Annotated in this window: 14 protein-coding genes; 5 read left to right on the forward strand and 9 right to left on the reverse strand. The window is 68.0% G+C overall.

Translation table 11 applies throughout. From position 1 onward, the window contains the following. Nucleotides 1–67: 67 nt before the first annotated feature. The 4 genes from M9799_RS09895 to M9799_RS09910 are packed head-to-tail and all read right to left on the reverse strand — an operon-like array spanning nucleotide 68 to nucleotide 4,837. On the reverse strand, nucleotides 68–1,132 hold the full coding sequence (locus M9799_RS09895; RefSeq protein ID WP_231041512.1) for a branched-chain amino acid ABC transporter permease: 1,065 nt from the start codon (nucleotides 1,130–1,132) through the stop codon (nucleotides 68–70). A gap of 19 nt (nucleotides 1,133–1,151) precedes the next feature. Beyond that, nucleotides 1,152–2,081: a branched-chain amino acid ABC transporter permease gene (locus M9799_RS09900; protein WP_231041513.1), complete on the reverse strand. Its 930-nt coding sequence runs from the start codon at nucleotides 2,079–2,081 to the stop codon at nucleotides 1,152–1,154. Nucleotides 2,082–2,097: 16 nt separating this feature from the next. Beyond that, nucleotides 2,098–2,883 carry an ABC transporter ATP-binding protein gene (locus M9799_RS09905; protein WP_231041514.1) on the reverse strand — a complete coding sequence of 262 codons (786 nt, stop codon included), beginning with the start codon at nucleotides 2,881–2,883 and terminating at the stop codon, nucleotides 2,098–2,100. A gap of 19 nt (nucleotides 2,884–2,902) precedes the next feature. Then, a complete protein-coding gene (locus M9799_RS09910) occupies nucleotides 2,903–4,837 on the reverse strand; it encodes an AMP-dependent synthetase/ligase (protein ID WP_231041515.1) in 1,935 nt (644 codons plus the stop codon). Between the two features lie 213 nt (nucleotides 4,838–5,050). Here M9799_RS09910 and M9799_RS09915 point away from each other — a divergent pair, with 213 nt between their 5' ends. From M9799_RS09915 to M9799_RS09935, 5 genes are all read left to right on the forward strand, one after another. Further along, on the forward strand, nucleotides 5,051–5,797 hold the full coding sequence (locus M9799_RS09915) for a Crp/Fnr family transcriptional regulator (protein ID WP_231041516.1): 747 nt from the start codon (nucleotides 5,051–5,053) through the stop codon (nucleotides 5,795–5,797). Nucleotides 5,798–5,937: 140 nt separating this feature from the next. Beyond that, a complete protein-coding gene (locus tag M9799_RS09920) occupies nucleotides 5,938–7,536 on the forward strand; it encodes a pseudouridine synthase (protein WP_231041517.1) in 1,599 nt (532 codons plus the stop codon). A gap of 213 nt (nucleotides 7,537–7,749) precedes the next feature. After that, nucleotides 7,750–9,372: a tannase/feruloyl esterase family alpha/beta hydrolase gene (locus M9799_RS09925; RefSeq protein ID WP_231041518.1), complete on the forward strand. Its 1,623-nt coding sequence runs from the start codon at nucleotides 7,750–7,752 to the stop codon at nucleotides 9,370–9,372. Between the two features lie 114 nt (nucleotides 9,373–9,486). Beyond that, nucleotides 9,487–11,478, forward strand: a complete 1,992-nt coding sequence (gene htpG / locus M9799_RS09930; protein ID WP_231041519.1) for a molecular chaperone HtpG — start codon at nucleotides 9,487–9,489, stop codon at nucleotides 11,476–11,478. 137 nt (nucleotides 11,479–11,615) lie between these two features. After that, a complete protein-coding gene (locus M9799_RS09935; protein WP_231041520.1) occupies nucleotides 11,616–12,038 on the forward strand; it encodes a hypothetical protein in 423 nt (140 codons plus the stop codon). A 4-nt stretch (nucleotides 12,039–12,042) separates the two neighbouring features. Here M9799_RS09935 and M9799_RS09940 read toward each other — a convergent pair whose 3' ends face one another. From M9799_RS09940 to M9799_RS09960, 5 genes are read right to left on the reverse strand one after another with little or no spacing between them, the layout of a single operon-like run. After that, complete coding sequence (locus M9799_RS09940; RefSeq protein WP_231041521.1) at nucleotides 12,043–13,008, reverse strand: PDR/VanB family oxidoreductase; 966 nt, start codon at nucleotides 13,006–13,008, stop codon at nucleotides 12,043–12,045. Beyond that, nucleotides 12,995–14,038, reverse strand: coding sequence for an aromatic ring-hydroxylating oxygenase subunit alpha (locus M9799_RS09945; RefSeq protein WP_231041522.1), 1,044 nt, complete (start codon nucleotides 14,036–14,038; stop codon nucleotides 12,995–12,997). Before M9799_RS09945 ends, M9799_RS09940 begins: the two co-directional genes overlap by 14 nt. Nucleotides 14,039–14,082: 44 nt before the next feature. After that, nucleotides 14,083–14,787: an ABC transporter ATP-binding protein gene (locus M9799_RS09950; protein WP_231041523.1), complete on the reverse strand. Its 705-nt coding sequence runs from the start codon at nucleotides 14,785–14,787 to the stop codon at nucleotides 14,083–14,085. Next, nucleotides 14,774–15,583: an ABC transporter ATP-binding protein gene (locus M9799_RS09955; protein WP_231041524.1), complete on the reverse strand. Its 810-nt coding sequence runs from the start codon at nucleotides 15,581–15,583 to the stop codon at nucleotides 14,774–14,776. Before M9799_RS09955 ends, M9799_RS09950 begins: the two co-directional genes overlap by 14 nt. Beyond that, nucleotides 15,580–16,605 carry a branched-chain amino acid ABC transporter permease gene (locus M9799_RS09960; protein ID WP_231041525.1) on the reverse strand — a complete coding sequence of 342 codons (1,026 nt, stop codon included), beginning with the start codon at nucleotides 16,603–16,605 and terminating at the stop codon, nucleotides 15,580–15,582. The genes M9799_RS09955 and M9799_RS09960 overlap by 4 nt, the downstream gene beginning before the upstream one ends.

The raw sequence follows: 16,605 nt of genomic DNA on the forward strand, positions 1-16,605 counted from the left end.
GTCTCCTGAATGGTTTAGGGATCACAAGGGCGCGAGGCACTTCTGCGAGTGCTTTGGGGCAAACGGCTCAATGCGGGAAAGGCCAGAGCCGCAGTTTCTGCTTGGCGGTGGACCACAGCCGGGCCAGGCCGTGGGGTTCGACGATCAGGAAGAAGACGATCAGCGCGCCGAACACCATGTGTTCGATGTAGGTCGCGCTGGCCGTGGAAAGGGGCAGGCCGAGCCAGTGCGGCACATGCGTGAGCACCAGTGGCAGCAGCACGAAGAAGGCCGCGCCGAACAGGCTGCCCATGATCGAGCCCAGGCCGCCGATGATGATCATGAACAGCAGCTGGAAGGAGCGGTCCAGGCTGAAGGCCGCGGGCTCCCAGGCGCCCAGGTGCACGAAGCCCCAGAGCGCGCCGGCGATGCCGACGATGAAGGAGCTCACGGCGAAGGCGCTGAGCTTGGCGTAGACCGGGCGGATGCCGATCACGGAGGCGGCGACGTCCATGTCGCGCATTGCCATCCAGTTGCGGCCGGTGGCGCTGCGCACCAGGTTCTTCGCCAGCAGGCCCAGGATGCACAGCAGGCCCAGGCACAGCAGGTATTTCTCGGCCGGGGTGTCGATGACCCAGCCGGCAATGGACAGCTGGCCGGCGCTGACCGAGCCCGAGGAGGAATTGTTGGTGACCCACGGCGCGCGGCTGGCCAGCCAGTCCATGAAGAACTGCGCGGCCAGCGTGGCCACCGCCAGGTACAGGCCGCGGATGCGCAGGCTGGGCAGCCCGAACACCACGCCGAAGGCCATCGCGCACAGCCCGCCGCCGAGCAGCGACAGCAAGAGCGGCATGCCCTCGATGCGCACCTGCAGGTTGTAGGCGGCGTAGGCCCCGACGGCCATGAAGGCGCCCGTGCCCAGCGAGATCTGGCCGCAGTAGCCGACCAGGATGTTCAGGCCCAGGGCGGCCAGCGCCATGATCAGGAAGGGAATCAATACCGCCTGGAAGGTGTAGTCGCTCACAGTCAGCGGCACGGCGACGAAGGCCAGCAGCAGGATGGCGAGGATGGCGATGCGGTCCTGCGCGATCGGGAAGATCTGCTGGTCGGCCGCGTAGCTGGTCTTGAACTGGCCGTTTTCACGATAGAACATGGGTTATCTCCTGGAACGGTCAGACGCGGTCGATGATCTTGTCGCCGAACAGCCCCTGCGGGCGCACCAGCAGGAAGGCCAGCGCCAGGCCGTAGGCAAACCAGGTCTCGATGCCGCCGCCGACCATCGGGCCGATGTAGACCTCGGAGAGCTTCTCGCCCACGCCGATGATCAGCCCGCCGACGATGGCGCCGGGAATAGAGGTCAGACCGCCCAGGATCACCACCGGCAGGGCTTTGAGCGCCACCAGCGACAGCGAGAACTGCACGCCCAGCTTCGAGCCCCAGATGATGCCCACCACCAGCGCCACGCCGCCGGCCACCGACCAGACGATGACCCAGATGCGCGACAGCGGGATGCCGATGGACTGCGCCGCCTGGTGGTCGTCGGCGACGGCGCGCAGCGCGCGGCCGGTCTTGGTCTTCTGGAAGAACAGCGCCAGGCCGATCACCAGCAGCGTGGCGATGCCGGCGGCGTACAGATCCTCCTGGCTGATCAGCAGGCCGCCCTCGAACAGGCCGCCCAGGATGAAGATCGGGTCCTTGGGCATGCCGACGTCGATGCTGTAGACCGCGCTGCCGAAGACCAGCGGGCCCAGGCCGTCGAGCAGGTAGGCGATGCCCAGCGTCGCCATCAGCAGCGTGATCGGCTCCTGGTTGACCAGGTGGCGCAGCGCCAGCCGCTCGATCAGCCAGGCCACCGCGACCATCAGCGCCAGCGCCACGACGATCGCCAGCAGATTGCCCAGCAGGCCCGGCGCGATGCCCAGCCACTGCGGGATCCACTCGGAAAAGCGTGCCATCGCCAGGGCCGAGAACAGCACCATCGCGCCCTGCGCGAAGTTGAACACGCCCGAGGCCTTGAAGATCAGCACGAAGCCCAGCGCGACCAGCGCGTAGAGCATGCCGACCATCAGGCCGCCAAAGAGGGTTTCGAGGAAGAATGCCATGGGACTGCTCCTGTGCTCAGTGCGCGTTGCCCAGATAGGCGCGGATGACGTCGGGGTTGGAGCGCACTTCCTGCGGCGCGCCGTCGCCGATCTTCTTGCCGTAGTCGAGCACCACGACGCGGTCGGAGATGTCCATCACCACGCCCATGTCGTGCTCGATCAGCACGATGGTCGCGCCGAACTCGTCGTTGACATCGAGGATGAAGCGGCACATGTCCTGCTTTTCCTCGACGTTCATGCCGGCCATCGGTTCGTCGAGCAGCAGCACCTGCGGCTCCATCGCCAGCGCGCGGCCCAGGTCGACGCGCTTTTGCAGGCCGTAGGGCAGCTGGCCCACGGGCGTCTTGCGCCAGGCCTGGATTTCCAGGAAATCGATGATGTGCTCGACGAACTCGCGGTGGCGCGCCTCCTCGCGCGCCGCCGGGCCGAGGTGCAGCGCCTGCATCAGCAGGTTGCTTCTGATCTTCAGGTTGCGCCCGGTCATGATGTTGTCGATGACGCTCATGCCCTTGAACAGCGCCAGGTTCTGGAAGGTGCGCGCCACGCCCATCTCGGCGACCTGGCGGCTGTTCATGTGCGAGAAGGTCTTGCCGCGGAAGGTGATGCTGCCTTCCGACGGGGTGTAGACGCCGTTGATGCAGTTGAGCATCGAGCTCTTGCCCGCGCCGTTCGGGCCGATGATGGCGCGGATCTCGTGCTCGCGCACATCGAACGAGATATCGGTCAGGGCCTTGACGCCGCCGAAGCGCAGGCTGAGGTTCTGGATGTCGAGGACGACATCGCCAATGGGTTGGGTGCGCATGCGTTTCCTTCGGGCGATGTCAGGCGGCGGCCTTGGCGGGAGGGAAGGTCTTGGCGTCCAGCAGCTTGAGCGTGGCGCTCAGGCTGCCGGTGCGGCCGTCCTCGAACTTGACCTGGGTGGTGATGAACTGCTCGCTGCGGCCCGCATAGAGCGCGTCGACCAGCACGCCGTATTTGTCCGCAATGAAGTTGCGCCGCACCTTGCGCGTGCGCGTGAGCTCGTCGTCGTCGGGGTCGAGCTCCTTGTGCAGCACCAGGAAGCGCGCGATCTGCGTGCCGGCCATGCCGTCCTCGCTGGCCAGGTCGGCGTTGACCTTGGCGATGCACTCGGCGACCAGCGCCTGCACCTGCGGCTTGGAGGTCAGATCGACATAGCCGCCATAGGGCAGGCCCTGGCGCTCGGCCCAGTTGCCCACGGCCTCGAAGTCGATGTTGATGAAGGCGCAGACCTGGTCGCGCTGGTGGCCGAAGCACACCGCCTCCTTGATGTGCGGGAAGAACTTGAGCTTGTTCTCGATGTAGTTGGGCGCGAACATCGCGCCGGCGTTGGTCTTGCCCACGTCCTTGGCGCGGTCGATGATGCGCAGATGGCCGTCCGCGTCGATCACGCCCGCGTCGCCGGTGTGGAAGTAGCCGTGTTCGTCGATGGCCTCGGCCGTCGCGTCGGGGCGCTTGTAGTACTCCTTGAGCACCGACACGCCCCGCACCAGCACCTCGCCGTTGTCGGCGAGCTTGAGCTCGATGCCCGGCGCGGCCGGGCCCACGGTGTGCAGCTTGACCTGGCCGTTGTGCTGGATGCAGACATAGGCGCAGGTCTCGGTCTGGCCGTAGAGCTGCTTGAGATTGATGCCGATGGAGCGGAAGAAGCGGAACAGGTCGGGCCCGATGGCCGCGCCCGCCGTATAGGCCACGCGGATGTGCGACAGCCCCATCACGTTGCGCAGCGGCCCGTAGATCGCGAGGTCGCCCAGCCGGTAGCGCATGCGGTCCAGAAAGCTGACGGGCTTGCCGTCGAGGATGTCCGAGCCGACGCGCTGCGCCAGCCGCATGCAGCGCTCGAACAGCCAGCGCTTCGGTGCCGCCGCGTCCTCCATGCGTATCGACACCGAGGTCAGCATGCCCTCGAAGATGCGCGGCGGCGCGAAGTAATAGGTCGGGCCGATCTCGCGCAGGTCGATGGACACCGTGGACGCGGACTCGGGACAGTTGATGGTGAAGCCCGCGACCAACCACTGCGCCAGCGAGAACAGATGGTCGCCGCACCAGGCCGGCGGCAGATAGCAGATCACGTTGTCGCTGGCGTTCAGCCCGTCGACCTGCACGCCGCCCATGGCCGCCTGCACGAAGCTGGCATGGGTCTGGCACACGCCCTTGGGCTTGCCGGTCGTGCCCGAGGTGTAGAGGATGACCGAGATGTCCTCGGGCCGCAGCTGCGCCAGTCCCGCCTCCCAGGCGCCGGGGTGCTCTGCATCCCACTTGGCGCCGCGCTCCATCAGCTCGGCGGTGCTGACCAGCCCTGGCTGGTCGTAGTGGCGCAGGCCGCGCGGATCGTCATAGATGATGTGGCGGATGCCGGGCACCTGCTCGCGTATCTCGAGCAGCTTGTCGACCTGCTCCTGGTTCTCGGCAAAGGCATATTCGATGTCGGCGTCCTGCAGCACGAACACCATTTCCGCGGCCACCGCATCCTGGTAGAGCGGGATCGGCACGCCGCCCAGGCTCTGCACCGCGACGAAGCCCATGTAGACATGCGGACGGTTGTCGCTGATGAGCGCCAGGTTCTGGCCGCGCGCGAAGCCCAGCGCTGCCAGGCCGCAGGCGAGGTGGCGCACTTCCCGCGCCACCTGCCGCCAGTTCCAGGTCTGCCAGATGCCGTATTCCTTCTCGCGCAGGGCGGGCGCGTCCGGGCGTTCGGCGGCATGCTTTTGCAGCAGGTGCGGGAACGTGGTGGTCATTGCGTTTCCTCGGAAAGTGGACGGGCCCGGGCCAGATATTGCGGGGGTTGAGGACAATGTTAGGAAGCGGTTTGACGTCCTTTTGTCCTGGCGGCGACATTCCAGGGGAAAGTCCTGTGCGGGAAAACGCGCCCGGCGTCCGCTGTTGCGGCGGTGGCCACTGTGGGAAATCCCCGATCGGCAACCGGGCATTCGCGCGCCATGCTCATGCCCATGAGCCAAGACCTGTCCTTGCACCAGCGCCGCAGAGAACCCACGCCCGAGGAGATGCGCAATATTCCCTGGCTGAACGTGCTCCAGCCGCACGAGCGCGCACGCGCCGAGGCGGCGCTGCTGGTGGGCGATGCGTTGCCGGGCGACTACGTCTGCCGCGTCGGCCGGCCCGTGACCTACTGGTTCGGCCTGGTCGAGGGCCTGCTCAAGATCCATGCCGACAACGCCCAGGGCCAGACCGTCACCTTCACCGGCGTGCCGCCCGGCGGCTGGGTCGGCGAGGGCACGGTGGTCAAGCGCGAGCCCTACCGCTACAACATGCAGGCGCTGCGCAAGAGCGTGGTCGCAGGGCTGCCGAGCGACACCTTCCACTGGCTGCTCGACCACTCGCTGACCTTCAACCGCTTCGTGCTCGACCAGCTCAACGAACGGCTGGGCCAGTTCATCGCGGCGCGCGAGAACGACCGCATGGGCAGCCCCGAGGTGCGCGTGGCGCGCAGCCTGGCGGCCTTCTTCAACCCGGTGCTCTATCCCGGCATGGCGCAGGTGCTGCGCATCACGCAGCAGGAGCTGGCCTATCTGGTCGGCCTGTCGCGCCAGCGCGTGAACGAGGCGCTGGCCAACCTGCAGGAGCAGGGCGCGATACGCATCGAGTATGGCGGCCTGCGCGTGCTCGATCTCGCGGCGCTGCGCAATGCGCAGTTCCGGGCTGCGGCCCCTGCCGGGAGCCTGGTGGCCAGCGGCTGACGCCCGGCTGCATGCCGCTTTTCGCAAGGGCCAATGTCTGCGGCGCTGCAGGGGAAGAGGCGCCGCTATGGCCGGGCAGCGCCATGGCATAACAACTGGTAGCAAGCAGTTTCGAGGCAGGACGGCGACAATAGCGGCAAATGTCTTCCTCTCCATCTTCCCCCCGCACGCCTGGCTCCGGCCCGCGTGCCACCCTGCGCATTTCTCCCAAGCCGGCCGCGCCGGCACCCGCTTCCCGGTCCCCGGGCGGCGCGGCAGGCGGACGCGCGGGCAAACCCGGTGGCAGCCGCGATGGCGCCGCCCGTTCTTCCGCTCCCTATGGCGACCGCCAGCGCGGGCCCTCGGGCGCAGTGCGCTCCGAGAACCGGGGCGGCCCTGGCCGCGATGATCCCCGGGGCGGACCGCGCCAAGGCGGTCCACGCCAGGAGGGTCCACGCCAGGGGCCGCGCGAGGGCGGCGGCTTTGGCCGTTCGGATGGCGCACCGCGCTTCGAGGGGCGGGCCGGCCCGCGCCGGGATGACTTCCGTGGCGGCCCGCGCCAGGGCGGTCCTCGCGAAGGTGGCGGCCGCGAGGGAGGCGGCTTTGGGCGCCCCGATGACGCACCCCGTTTCGAGGGGCGTGCCGACCCGCGCCGTGACCGCGATGACTTCCGTGGCGGCCCGCGTCAGGGCGGCCCGCGTGAGGGCGGTGGCCGTGAAGGCAGCTTCGGCCATGCGGATGGCGCCCGGCGTGACGACCGCGGTGGCGAGCGCCGTCCCGCACAGCGTGTCGACGACCGCCGTTCGGGCGGCGGCGAGCGCGCACGTCCCGCCGGCCGTTTCGAGGGCCCGGGCGCTGGCCGCGGCGGCCGCGACGAGCGCAGCGACGAAGCGCCGCGCCGCCCGTTCACCGGCATCCGCACCTACCAGGTGCCCGCCGGCGAAGACGCGCGCAAGATCCCCGTCAAGCGCCCGCCCCAGGCTGCCGCAGTGCAGGAATCCGCGCCCGGTTCGGTGCGGATCAACAAGCGCATGGCCGACATGGGCCTGTGCTCGCGCCGCGAGGCCGACGACTGGGTGGAAAAGGGCTGGGTGCGCGTGAACGGCGAGGTCGCGGAGATGGGCGTCATGGTCCTGCCAAGCGACCGCATCACCGTGGATGAAGCCGCCAAGGGCGTGCAGGACCAGCAGGTCACGATCCTGCTGCACAAGCCCATGGGCTATGTCAGCGGCCAGGCCGAGGACGGCCACACGCCCGCCGTGGCGCTGCTCAATGCCCAAAGCCGCTGGAACCAGGACCACAGCGCGACGCGCTTCAACTTCTCGCAGCTCAAGGGCCTGGCGCCCTGCGGCCGCCTGGACATCGACTCCGTGGGCCTGCTGGTGCTGACGCAGGACGGCCGCGTCGCGCGCCAGCTGATCGGCGAGGACTCGGAGATGGAAAAGGAGTACCTGGTGCGCGTGACCTATGGCGATGTACAGGTCAACGTCCAGGAGCGCTTCCCCGCCGAGCAGCTCGCGCGCCTGTGCCACGGCCTGTCGCTCGACGACCAGCCGCTCAAGCCGGCCAAGGTCGAGTGGCAGAACCCCGAGCAACTGCGCTTCGTGCTCACGGAGGGCAAGAAGCGCCAGATCCGCCGCATGTGCGAGCTCGTCGGCCTGAAGGTCGTGGGCCTCAAGCGCATCCGCATCGGCAAAGTGGTGCTGGGCAACCTGCCCGCGGGCCAGTGGCGCTATCTGGGCGCGGACGAGAGCTTCTGAGGCTGCGTTGCCGGACTGAAGAAGGGAGCGCCTGGCGCTCCCTTTTTTTCGCTTGCCGTGCCGGCACGGGCACCCGCTGGATTCATCTGCGCTTTGGATCGCTTCATCCGGAATATGGAATTCCCATCCAAAGACGGCGCCCTTAGAGTGGCCGTGGCGGTGGAGCGCCGGACGAGCGCGCGCCTTCGCCGTGTTCCACAACGAGGAGACAAGATGACAAAGCGCAGATTTTCCCGCTGGCCCACGGTGGCCGCGCTGGGCCTGGCCGGCCTGCTGTCGGCCTGTGGCGGCGGCGGCGCGCAGGATGCCCCCGCCCCGGCCCCCACGCCACAGCCGCAGCCCGAGCCGCATCCGCAGGCCCGCGCCTGCACGCCCGAAGCCTTTGCCGACGTGCGGATTCCGGGCGCCGTGCTGCAGACCGCGGCCTCGGTGCCGGCAGGCACGCACCGCGGACAGGCCGACCTTCCGGCCTTCTGCCTGATCACCGCCAAGGCCCAGCCCACGAGCCAGTCGGACATCAACTTCGAGCTCTGGGTGCCCGAGGGCGATGCGTGGAACGGCAAGCTCGTCGCCACCGGCAATGGCGGCTACAGCCCGGCGCTGAGCTACGGCGACATGGCCTACGCGATGCGCCAGGGCTATGCCGTGCTCGGCGGCGACACCGGCCACCAGACCGAGGACATGCTCTGGGGCGTCAACAACCAGGAAAAGATCATCGACTGGGGCACGCGCTCCATCAACAGCATCACCGTGGCCGGCAAGCAGTACCTCAGCGAACTGCGTGCCGAGCCGGCAAAGCGCTCCTACTATCTCGGTTGCTCCACCGGAGGCCAGCAGGGCTTTGCCGAAGCCCAGCGCTATCCCGAGGATTTCGACGGCATCATCGCCGGCGCGCCGGGCAACAACCGCACCGCGCTGAACATCGAGTTCATGTGGCGTTTCCGCGCGAACCGGCCCGACAACGTCAACAACGTGAGCTATCTCAGCAATGCCAAGCTGCAGTTCCTCACCAGCCGGGCGGTGGCGGCCTGCGATGGGCTCGATGGCGTGATGGATGGGGTGATCGACGATCCGCGCCAGTGCACGACGGCCAGGTTCAACCCCGACGCGCTGCTGTGCACCGGCGCCGAGACTTCCAGCTGCCTGACCGCCGAGCAGCTGAACGCCGCGAAGAAGATCTACCAGGGACCGCGCAATCCGCGCACCGGCGCTCAGCTCTATCCCGGCTGGCCCGTGGGCGGGGAGTCGGGCTGGGGCAGCTACATGGGCGGCACCGAGCCGACGCGCGCCGACTTCTGGCGCTACTGGACCTTCGACGATCCGAAGTGGAACTGGTGGAGCTTTGACTTCGACCGCGATGTGAGCTACGCCAACGCGAAGATCGCGCCCCTGGTGGACCAGACCAATCCGGACCTGTCGCGCTTCAAGGCGTCCGGCGGCAAGCTGCTGGTCTATCACGGCTGGAACGATCCCGTGGTCAGCGCCTACGACAGCATCAACTACTACGAACAGGTGCGCGCGCGCCAGGGCTCCCAGGCTGCGACCGACGAGTTCTACCGCCTGATGCTGGTGCCCGGAATGGGCCATTGCTCGGGCGGGCCGGGCGCGACCACGCTGCGCGCCGATGGCACGCTGATCCCCAACGATCCCTCGCGCGACCTGCTCGGCGCACTCGACCGCTGGGTGGAGCAGGGCCAGGCGCCGGACGATCTGGTGGCAGCGCGGGTGACCCGCAATGCCGTCGAGCGCACCCGGCCCCTGTGCTCCTATCCAAAGCAGGCGGTGTATTCGGGGGCTGGCGACACCAACGCCGCCAGCAGCTACCGCTGCCAGTGAGCGCCCGGCTGGCGCAGGGCGCCTGCGCCAGCCTGCGGGATTGCCACCCTTGATAATGGCGGCCCTGGCATTACATGCTGGCAGTTGTTGCAACCCGCAGAAATATTTCATCCTATGAGCAAGCAAACCCATTCCTTCCAGGCCGAAGTCGCGCAGCTGTTGCACCTCGTGACGCATGCGCTGTACTCCAACAAGGAAATCTTCTTGCGCGAGCTGGTCTCGAACGCCTCCGACGCCTGCGACAAGCTGCGCTTCGAGGCGCTGAACAACACCGCGCTGTATGAGGACCAGCCGCAGCTGGAAGTGCGCGTGTCCTTCGACAAGGAAGCGCGCACGCTGACCATTGCCGACAACGGCATCGGCATGAGCCAGCAGGAAGCCATCGAGCACCTGGGCACGATTGCCAAGAGCGGCACCAAGGACTTCATGCGCAAGCTCTCGGGCGACCAGAAGTCCGATGCGCAGCTGATCGGCCAGTTCGGCGTGGGCTTCTACTCGGGCTATATCGTTGCCGATCGCATCACCGTGGAATCGCGCCGCGCGGGCCTGCCGGCCGAAGAGGGCGTGCGCTGGGCCAGCGCCGGCACGGGCGACTTCGAGGTCGAGCAGATCACGCGCGCGCAGCGCGGCACGGCCGTCACGCTGCACCTGCGCGAGGACGCCGACGAATACCTCAACGCCTGGAAGCTCAAGCAGATCATCGGCAAGTATTCCGACCACATCAGCCTGCCGATCCTGATGGAGAAGGAAGAGTGGAAGGACGGCGAGCTGCTGGTGCCCGGCGACGAGAACGGCGGCCGCCAGCCCGGCGGCATGGTCAAGACCGGCGAATGGGAAACCGTCAACCAGGCCAGCGCGCTGTGGACCCGCCCCAAGAAGGACGTGACCGAGGAGCAGTACCAGGAGTTCTACCGCGCGATCAGCCATGATTCCGAGAACCCGCTGACCTGGGCGCACAACCGCGTCGAGGGCAATGCCGAGTACACGCAGCTGCTGTTCATTCCCGCCAAGGCCCCGTTCGACCTGTGGAACCGCGACAAGAAGGCGGGCGTGAAGCTCTACGTCAAGCGCGTGTTCATCATGGATGACGCCGAGGCGCTGCTGCCGAGCTACCTGCGCTTCGTCAAGGGCGTGATCGATTCGGCCGACCTGCCGCTCAACGTCAGCCGCGAGCTGCTGCAGGAAAGCCGCGACGTGAAGCTGATCCGCGAAGGCTCGACCAAGCGCGTGCTGTCGATGCTCGAAGACCTGGCCAAGCACGACCGGCATGAAGCGGCTGCGGCCGATGGCGAATCGGCCAATGCCGACAGCGTCACCGATGTGGTCAGCGAAGAAGACAAGGCCAAGGAAGGCAAGTACAGCGCCTTCTACGCCGAATTCGGCGCCGTGCTCAAGGAAGGCCTGGGCGAGGACTTCGCCAACCGCGAGCGCCTGGCCAAGCTGCTGCGCTTCGCCTCGACGACCAGCGATTCCGTGAGCGTGTCCTTCGCCGACTACAAGGCGCGCATGAAGCCGGGCCAGGAAGCGATCTACTACATCACCGCCGACACGCTGGCGGCTGCCAAGAACAGCCCGCAGCTGGAGGTCTTCAAGAAGAAGGGCATCGAGGTCCTGCTGATGACGGACCGCGTCGACGAGTGGGCGCTGAACTACCTGACCGAGTTCGACGGTACCCCGCTGCAGTCCGTGGCCAAGGGCGCGGTCGATCTGGGCAAGCTCCAGGACGAGGACGAGAAGAAGGCCGCGGAGGAAGCCGCCGAAGCCTTCAAGCCGCTGCTGGCCAAGCTCAAGGAAGCACTCAAGGACAAGGCCGACGACGTGCGCGTGACCACGCGCCTGGTCGACTCCCCGGCCTGCCTGGTGGTCAAGGACGACGCGATGAGCAACCAGCTGGCGCGCCTGCTCAAGCAGGCCGGCCAGGCCGCGCCCGAGGTCAAGCCGGTGCTGGAGGTCAATGCCGAGCATCCGCTGGTGAAGAAGCTCGACGGCTCGGTGCATTTCCATGACCTGGCGCATATCCTGTTCGATCAGGCGCTGCTGGCGGAAGGCGGGCTGCCGGAGGATCCGGCGGCTTATGTGAAGCGGGTGAATGCGCTTCTCGTCTGACTTCCGGCTCTAAGCTCCGGAATCCCCCGTCTCTTTGGGTCGGGGGATTTTTTGTTTCTGGGGCCCCATCTCAAGTGGCAGCAGGGCGTCGGCCAAGGACTACCGCCCAACATCCCCACCTGCTGCAAAATCTCCCCATGCGAAAACAAACCCTCCGCCTCGCCACCGCCACCCTGCTGCTCGCCCTCGCCGGCTGCAGCTCCGTAGGCGTGGGCGTCGGCATTCCCGTAGGCCCGTTCTCGGTCGGCGTGGGCATGGGCAGCGGCGGCCCCAGCGTGGGCGTGGGCACGGGCGTGGGGCCGGTCGGCGTGGGTGTGGGCGTGGGCTCCGGCGGCCGGGTGCTGGGCCATGCCGGAGTGGGCGTCGCCGCGCCCGTGGGGCCGGCTTCGGTGGGCGTGGGCGTGGGCCGCTCCACGGTGCTGCATGACCCGAATGCGCGCCCGCCCGCGGCGCCCGTGCCCGAATCCGTTCCCGCACCGGGCGGCGTGCAGGAATGGCAGGACAGCCAGGGCAGGGCGGTGCCCGACTGCCAGGTCTACGGCGGCTGCAGCCTGCACTGAACGCTCAGAGATCCAGCACCAGCCGCTCGCCCAGGCTGCGCGAGCAGCAGATCATGATGGTCTTTTCCTGCGCATGTTCCTGCGGCGTGCGCACGCTGTCGAGGTGCAGCGGCTCGCCTTCCAGGCAGGTTACTTCGCAGGCGCCGCAGACGCCCTGTTCGCAGGAATACATGACATCCATGCCGCGCTCCTTGAGCACTTCCAGGATGCTTTGCTCCGGCCCGACGGGCACGCGCAGCCCCGAGCGCGCCAGCACCACTTCGAAGCCTGCTGCGGCGCTCGCATCAACGGGCACCGGCGCCGCAAAGCGCTCCATGTAGATGCGGCCGCTGCGCCGGCTGGCATCCAGCGCCGCCAGCTCGTCCAGCATGGATTGCGGGCCGCAGGCATAGACGTCGGCATCGGCATGCGCGGCCGCCACCACTTCGGCGGCGCGCGGTGCCTTGCCCTGCGCCGCCACATGCAGCTGCACGCGCGAATCCGCGCCCAGCTGCCCAGCAAACAGCATCTGCTCCAGCGACCGGCCCCAGTAATGCAGCTCGAAGGTCCGCCCCTGGGCTTCGAGCGCGTGCAGCATCGCATACACCGGCGTGATGCCGATGCCGCCAGCCAGCAGCAGCACCGGGGCCTGCGCGCCGTTGTCCTCGCGCAGCGCGAAATGGTTGCGCGGCGCCGAGATCTCCAGCGCCATGCCGACGCGCGCGGCCTCGTGCAGCCATTGCGAGCCGCCGCGGCCGGCCGCGTCGCGCTTCACGGCAATCAGATAGCCCCCGGGCCCGGAAGAGGGCAGCAGCGAATACTGCCGCACCAGGCCATTGGGCAGATGCAGGTCCACATGCGCGCCGGCTTCCACGGGCGGGAATTCCTGCGCGTCCAGCGGCACCAGCCGGTACTGGCAGATGCCCTCGCAGCCATGTTCGATGGCCTGCAGCCGGGCGCGCAGCCGGCCCCCGGTTTCAGACAGTGCCATACATCACGCCCATGTCATGCAGCCACTTGCGGTATTTCTGGCCCAGCAGGTCGGTGCGGTGGTGCAGCTCCTTGCGCAGGTCCACGGGAATGCGTTCCGGGCGCTGGGTGTCGACGATGGCGCTGTCCTGCGCATAAACCAGGTCCTGGCGCCGGCGCACCTCGGCGTCTGTAGGCTGCGGGTCGAAGTTCATCGCGCAGGTGATGCGGACGATGCTGTGCGTGGCATCCACCTGCTGCGCGGTGAAGAAGGTGCAGAAGCGGTCGTCTTCGCTGCCCAGGTGCGCGTGCTGCGGGTCGGAGATCACCACCCGCTTCTTGAAGTAGGCGACCAGCGGGCGCAGGCACTTGTAGGCGTAGTAGGCCACCACGGGGATGTTGCGCGGATCGCCATAGGGCTGCGTGACCTTGATTTCCGAGGTGCTGAGGATGCCGTCCTCGAGCTTGACCTGGTAGGGGGGAATCGGGTCGGGCAGGTCCATGATGCCGTTGACCCCGGCATGCACGAAGGGGAAATGCGTAGGGTCGATGAAGTTTTCCAGCGCGCGGTAGCCCGAGCGGAAGTGGTAGGGGCCGCAGACCACCTTCTTGTAGCTCGGATCGTCCCACTCGGGAAAGGCGGGAATGTCGTGCGCCGGCTCGCCCAGGCAGGCCCAGACCAGGCCGTAGGCCTCCCTGGTGTGGTGCCGCAGCGCCCGGGCCTTGGCCATGGGCTTCTCGGTGGGCGCGGCGGGCATCAGCACGCACTGGGCCGTGGCGTCGTAGTTCCAGCCGTGGTAGGGGCAGACCACGCGGTTGTTCTGGATGAAGCCCTTGGACAGGCGCGCGCCGCGGTGGATGCACAGGTCCTCCCAGACATGGGCCACGCCCTCGTCGTCGCGCCAGCCGACCAGGTCGCGCTCGAGCAGCGTGATCGGCACCAGCTTGCCCGGCGCGAATTCTTCGGAGGTGCCCACGACATGCCAGTCGTTGAGCAGTGCGGGCTCGATGGTGGGTTCGTCGAGGATGCCGGATCGGGCGGGACAGTTCATGGTGCTTCCTTGTGTCGTGGGCTCGTGGGGGTGGGAAGAAGGGCTCATCCGCCGAGATAGGACTTGCGGATGGTTTCGTTGGCCAGCATGTCGGCGGCGCTGCCGCTGGTGACGATGCGGCCGTTTTCCAGCAGATAGGCGCGGTCGCACATGCCGAGCGCGGCATAGGCGTTCTGCTCGACCAGCAGCACCGTGGTGCCCTCGCGCCGCACTTCGAGGATCAGCTCGAAGATCATCTGCACGATGTTCGGCGCCAGGCCCAGCGAGGGCTCGTCGAACATCGCCAGGCGCGGGCGCGCCATCAGCGCGCGCGCGATGGCCAGCATCTGCTGCTCGCCGCCGGACAGGGTGCCGGCCGCCTGGCCGCTGCGCTCGCGCAGGCGCGGGAAGCGGTCGAACATGCGTTCCATGTCGCTGCGCACGCGCTGGCGGTCGATGCGGCGGTAGGCGCCCATCTCCAGGTTCTCGCGCACGCTCAGCTGCGGGAACACGCGCCGGCCTTCGGGGCAGTGGGCAATGCCGCGCTCGATGATCTGGGCCGGCATCGCGCCGCCGATGTCATGGCCGTCGAAGCGGATGCTGCCGGTGGACAGCGGCTCGAGCCCGCTGATCGCGCGCAGGGTGGTCGACTTGCCGGCCCCGTTGGCGCCGATCAGGGTGACGAGCTCGCCCTCGCGCACCTCGATGGAGATGCGGTCCACGCCGAGGGTGGCGCCGTAGCGCACGCTGATGTCGTCAAGCTTGAGCATGTTCGATCCCCGTTCCAAGGTAGGCGCGAATGACTTCGGGGTTCTGCTGGATCGCCTGTGGCGCGCCCGTGGCGATCAGCTTGCCGTGGTTCAGCACGACGATGTGGTCGGAGATCGACATCACCATGTGCATGTCGTGCTCGACCAGCAGGATGGTCACCCCGCGGTCGCGGATGCGGCGCACCATGTGCTTGAAGGCCTCGGTCTCCGACGGGTTCAGGCCCGCGGCCGGCTCGTCGAGCAGCAGCACGCGCGGCTGCGCCGCCAGCGCCAGGCCGACGCCCAGCAGGCGCTGCTCGCCATAGGACAGGCCGTTGGCAAGCTCCCCGGCACGCGCGCGCAGCCCGATGAAGCCAAGGATCTCGTCGGCCTCGGCGCGCAGGCGCTGCTCCTCCTGGCGGAAGGCCGTGCCGCGCAGAAGCGCCTGCAGCACGCCGCCGCGCCCGCGCAGGTGCAGGCCGGTGAGGATGTTGTCGTAGACCGTGCAGCCGGCGAACACGCTGGTGCGCTGGAAGCTGCGCACCAGCCCGCGCTGCGCGATGCGCTCGGGCGACAGGCCCGTCACGTCCTCGCCGAACAGCCGCACGCGGCCGGTGGTGGCGCGCATGTAGCCCGAGATCACGTTGAAGGTCGTGGTCTTGCCGGCGCCGTTGGGGCCGATGAGGCTGACGATCTGCCCGGCGGTGACGCCAAAGCCCAGATGGTCCACGGCCGTGAGGCCGGAGATCCGCATGGTCACGTCCTCGAGGCGCAGCACCTCCTCGGGCGCGGACGCGGTATGGGCGCCAGTATTCATGCGACCTCCTTGGCCACGGCCGGCGTGGATGATTGGACGGGGCGCGCCGGACGGGTACGCCGGCGCACCAGTGCCGGCACGATGCCGCGCGGCATGAAGACCAGGATCACGACCATCAGCGTGCCGTACAGCATCCACTGCACCTCGGGCGCCAGCCAGCCGCGCAGCAGTTCCGGCAGCAGCCCGAACAGCAGCCCGCCGATGACCGGGCCCGACAGCGTGCCCTTGCCGCCGACGATCACCATGATGACCATGGTGATGGTGAACATGAACATGAAGACATCGGGGTCGATGATGCGCACGGTGTGGGCATACAGCCCGCCCGCAGCGCCCGCGATCGCCGCCGCGCCCACCGCCGCGATGCGCAGATAGTGCGTGACCGGAATGCCCATGGAGCGCGCCAGCGTCTCGTTCTCGCGCAGCGCGATCATGGCGCGCCCGACGCGGCTGTGCACCAGCGCCGCGACCAGCAGGTACGACAGCAGCGCCACCGCCAGCACCAGCCAGTAGGTGCTGGCCTTGCTCACCAGCTCGACCACGCCCGCGCCCGGCAGCCAGAAGGTGAGCGGGGGAATGTTGTTGAGCGCCATCGGGCCCTCGGTCAGATCGACCCAGTTGATGGCCACCATGCGCATGACCTGCGCGAAGCTGATGGTCACGATCACGAAGTAGGCGCCGCGCACGCGAAAGGCGAGCTGCCCGATCATCCAGCCGAACAGCCCGGCCACGGCAATGGCGCTGGCAAAGGCCAGCCACACCGGCTGCGGCGCGACCACCCAGGGTTCGTCGAGGCCGGGCAGGGCGACGTCGAAGCCCAGCGACAGCAGGGCCGTCGTATAGGCGCCGACGCCGAAGAAGGCGACATGACCCAGGCTCAGCTGGCCGGTATAACCCAGCAGCAGGTTCAGGCTGATGGCGGCAATGATGAAGATGCCGGCCGAGGCCACGACCGACAGCACATAGGGGTCCGGCCACCACAGCGGCAGCGCCGCCAGCACCAGGGCCGCCACGGCGAAAATCAA

It is taken from the genome of Comamonas endophytica, assembly GCF_023634805.2.
GTDB lineage: Bacteria > Pseudomonadota > Gammaproteobacteria > Burkholderiales > Burkholderiaceae_C > Comamonas > Comamonas endophytica.

Excerpts from the sequence above, each read along its gene's own strand:
- M9799_RS09895 (WP_231041512.1), bottom strand. The coding sequence starts at position 1,132 with ATGTTCTATCGTGAAAACGGCCAGTTCAAGACCAGCTACGCGGCCGAC.
- M9799_RS09900 (WP_231041513.1), bottom strand. The coding sequence starts at position 2,081 with ATGGCATTCTTCCTCGAAACCCTCTTTGGCGGCCTGATGGTCGGCATG.
- M9799_RS09905 (WP_231041514.1), bottom strand. The coding sequence starts at position 2,883 with ATGCGCACCCAACCCATTGGCGATGTCGTCCTCGACATCCAGAACCTC.
- M9799_RS09910 (WP_231041515.1), bottom strand. The coding sequence starts at position 4,837 with ATGACCACCACGTTCCCGCACCTGCTGCAAAAGCATGCCGCCGAACGC.
- M9799_RS09915 (WP_231041516.1), top strand. The coding sequence starts at position 5,051 with ATGAGCCAAGACCTGTCCTTGCACCAGCGCCGCAGAGAACCCACGCCC.
- M9799_RS09920 (WP_231041517.1), top strand. The coding sequence starts at position 5,938 with ATGTCTTCCTCTCCATCTTCCCCCCGCACGCCTGGCTCCGGCCCGCGT.
- M9799_RS09925 (WP_231041518.1), top strand. The coding sequence starts at position 7,750 with ATGACAAAGCGCAGATTTTCCCGCTGGCCCACGGTGGCCGCGCTGGGC.
- htpG (WP_231041519.1), top strand. The coding sequence starts at position 9,487 with ATGAGCAAGCAAACCCATTCCTTCCAGGCCGAAGTCGCGCAGCTGTTG.
- M9799_RS09935 (WP_231041520.1), top strand. The coding sequence starts at position 11,616 with ATGCGAAAACAAACCCTCCGCCTCGCCACCGCCACCCTGCTGCTCGCC.
- M9799_RS09940 (WP_231041521.1), bottom strand. The coding sequence starts at position 13,008 with ATGGCACTGTCTGAAACCGGGGGCCGGCTGCGCGCCCGGCTGCAGGCC.
- M9799_RS09945 (WP_231041522.1), bottom strand. The coding sequence starts at position 14,038 with ATGAACTGTCCCGCCCGATCCGGCATCCTCGACGAACCCACCATCGAG.
- M9799_RS09950 (WP_231041523.1), bottom strand. The coding sequence starts at position 14,787 with ATGCTCAAGCTTGACGACATCAGCGTGCGCTACGGCGCCACCCTCGGC.
- M9799_RS09955 (WP_231041524.1), bottom strand. The coding sequence starts at position 15,583 with ATGAATACTGGCGCCCATACCGCGTCCGCGCCCGAGGAGGTGCTGCGC.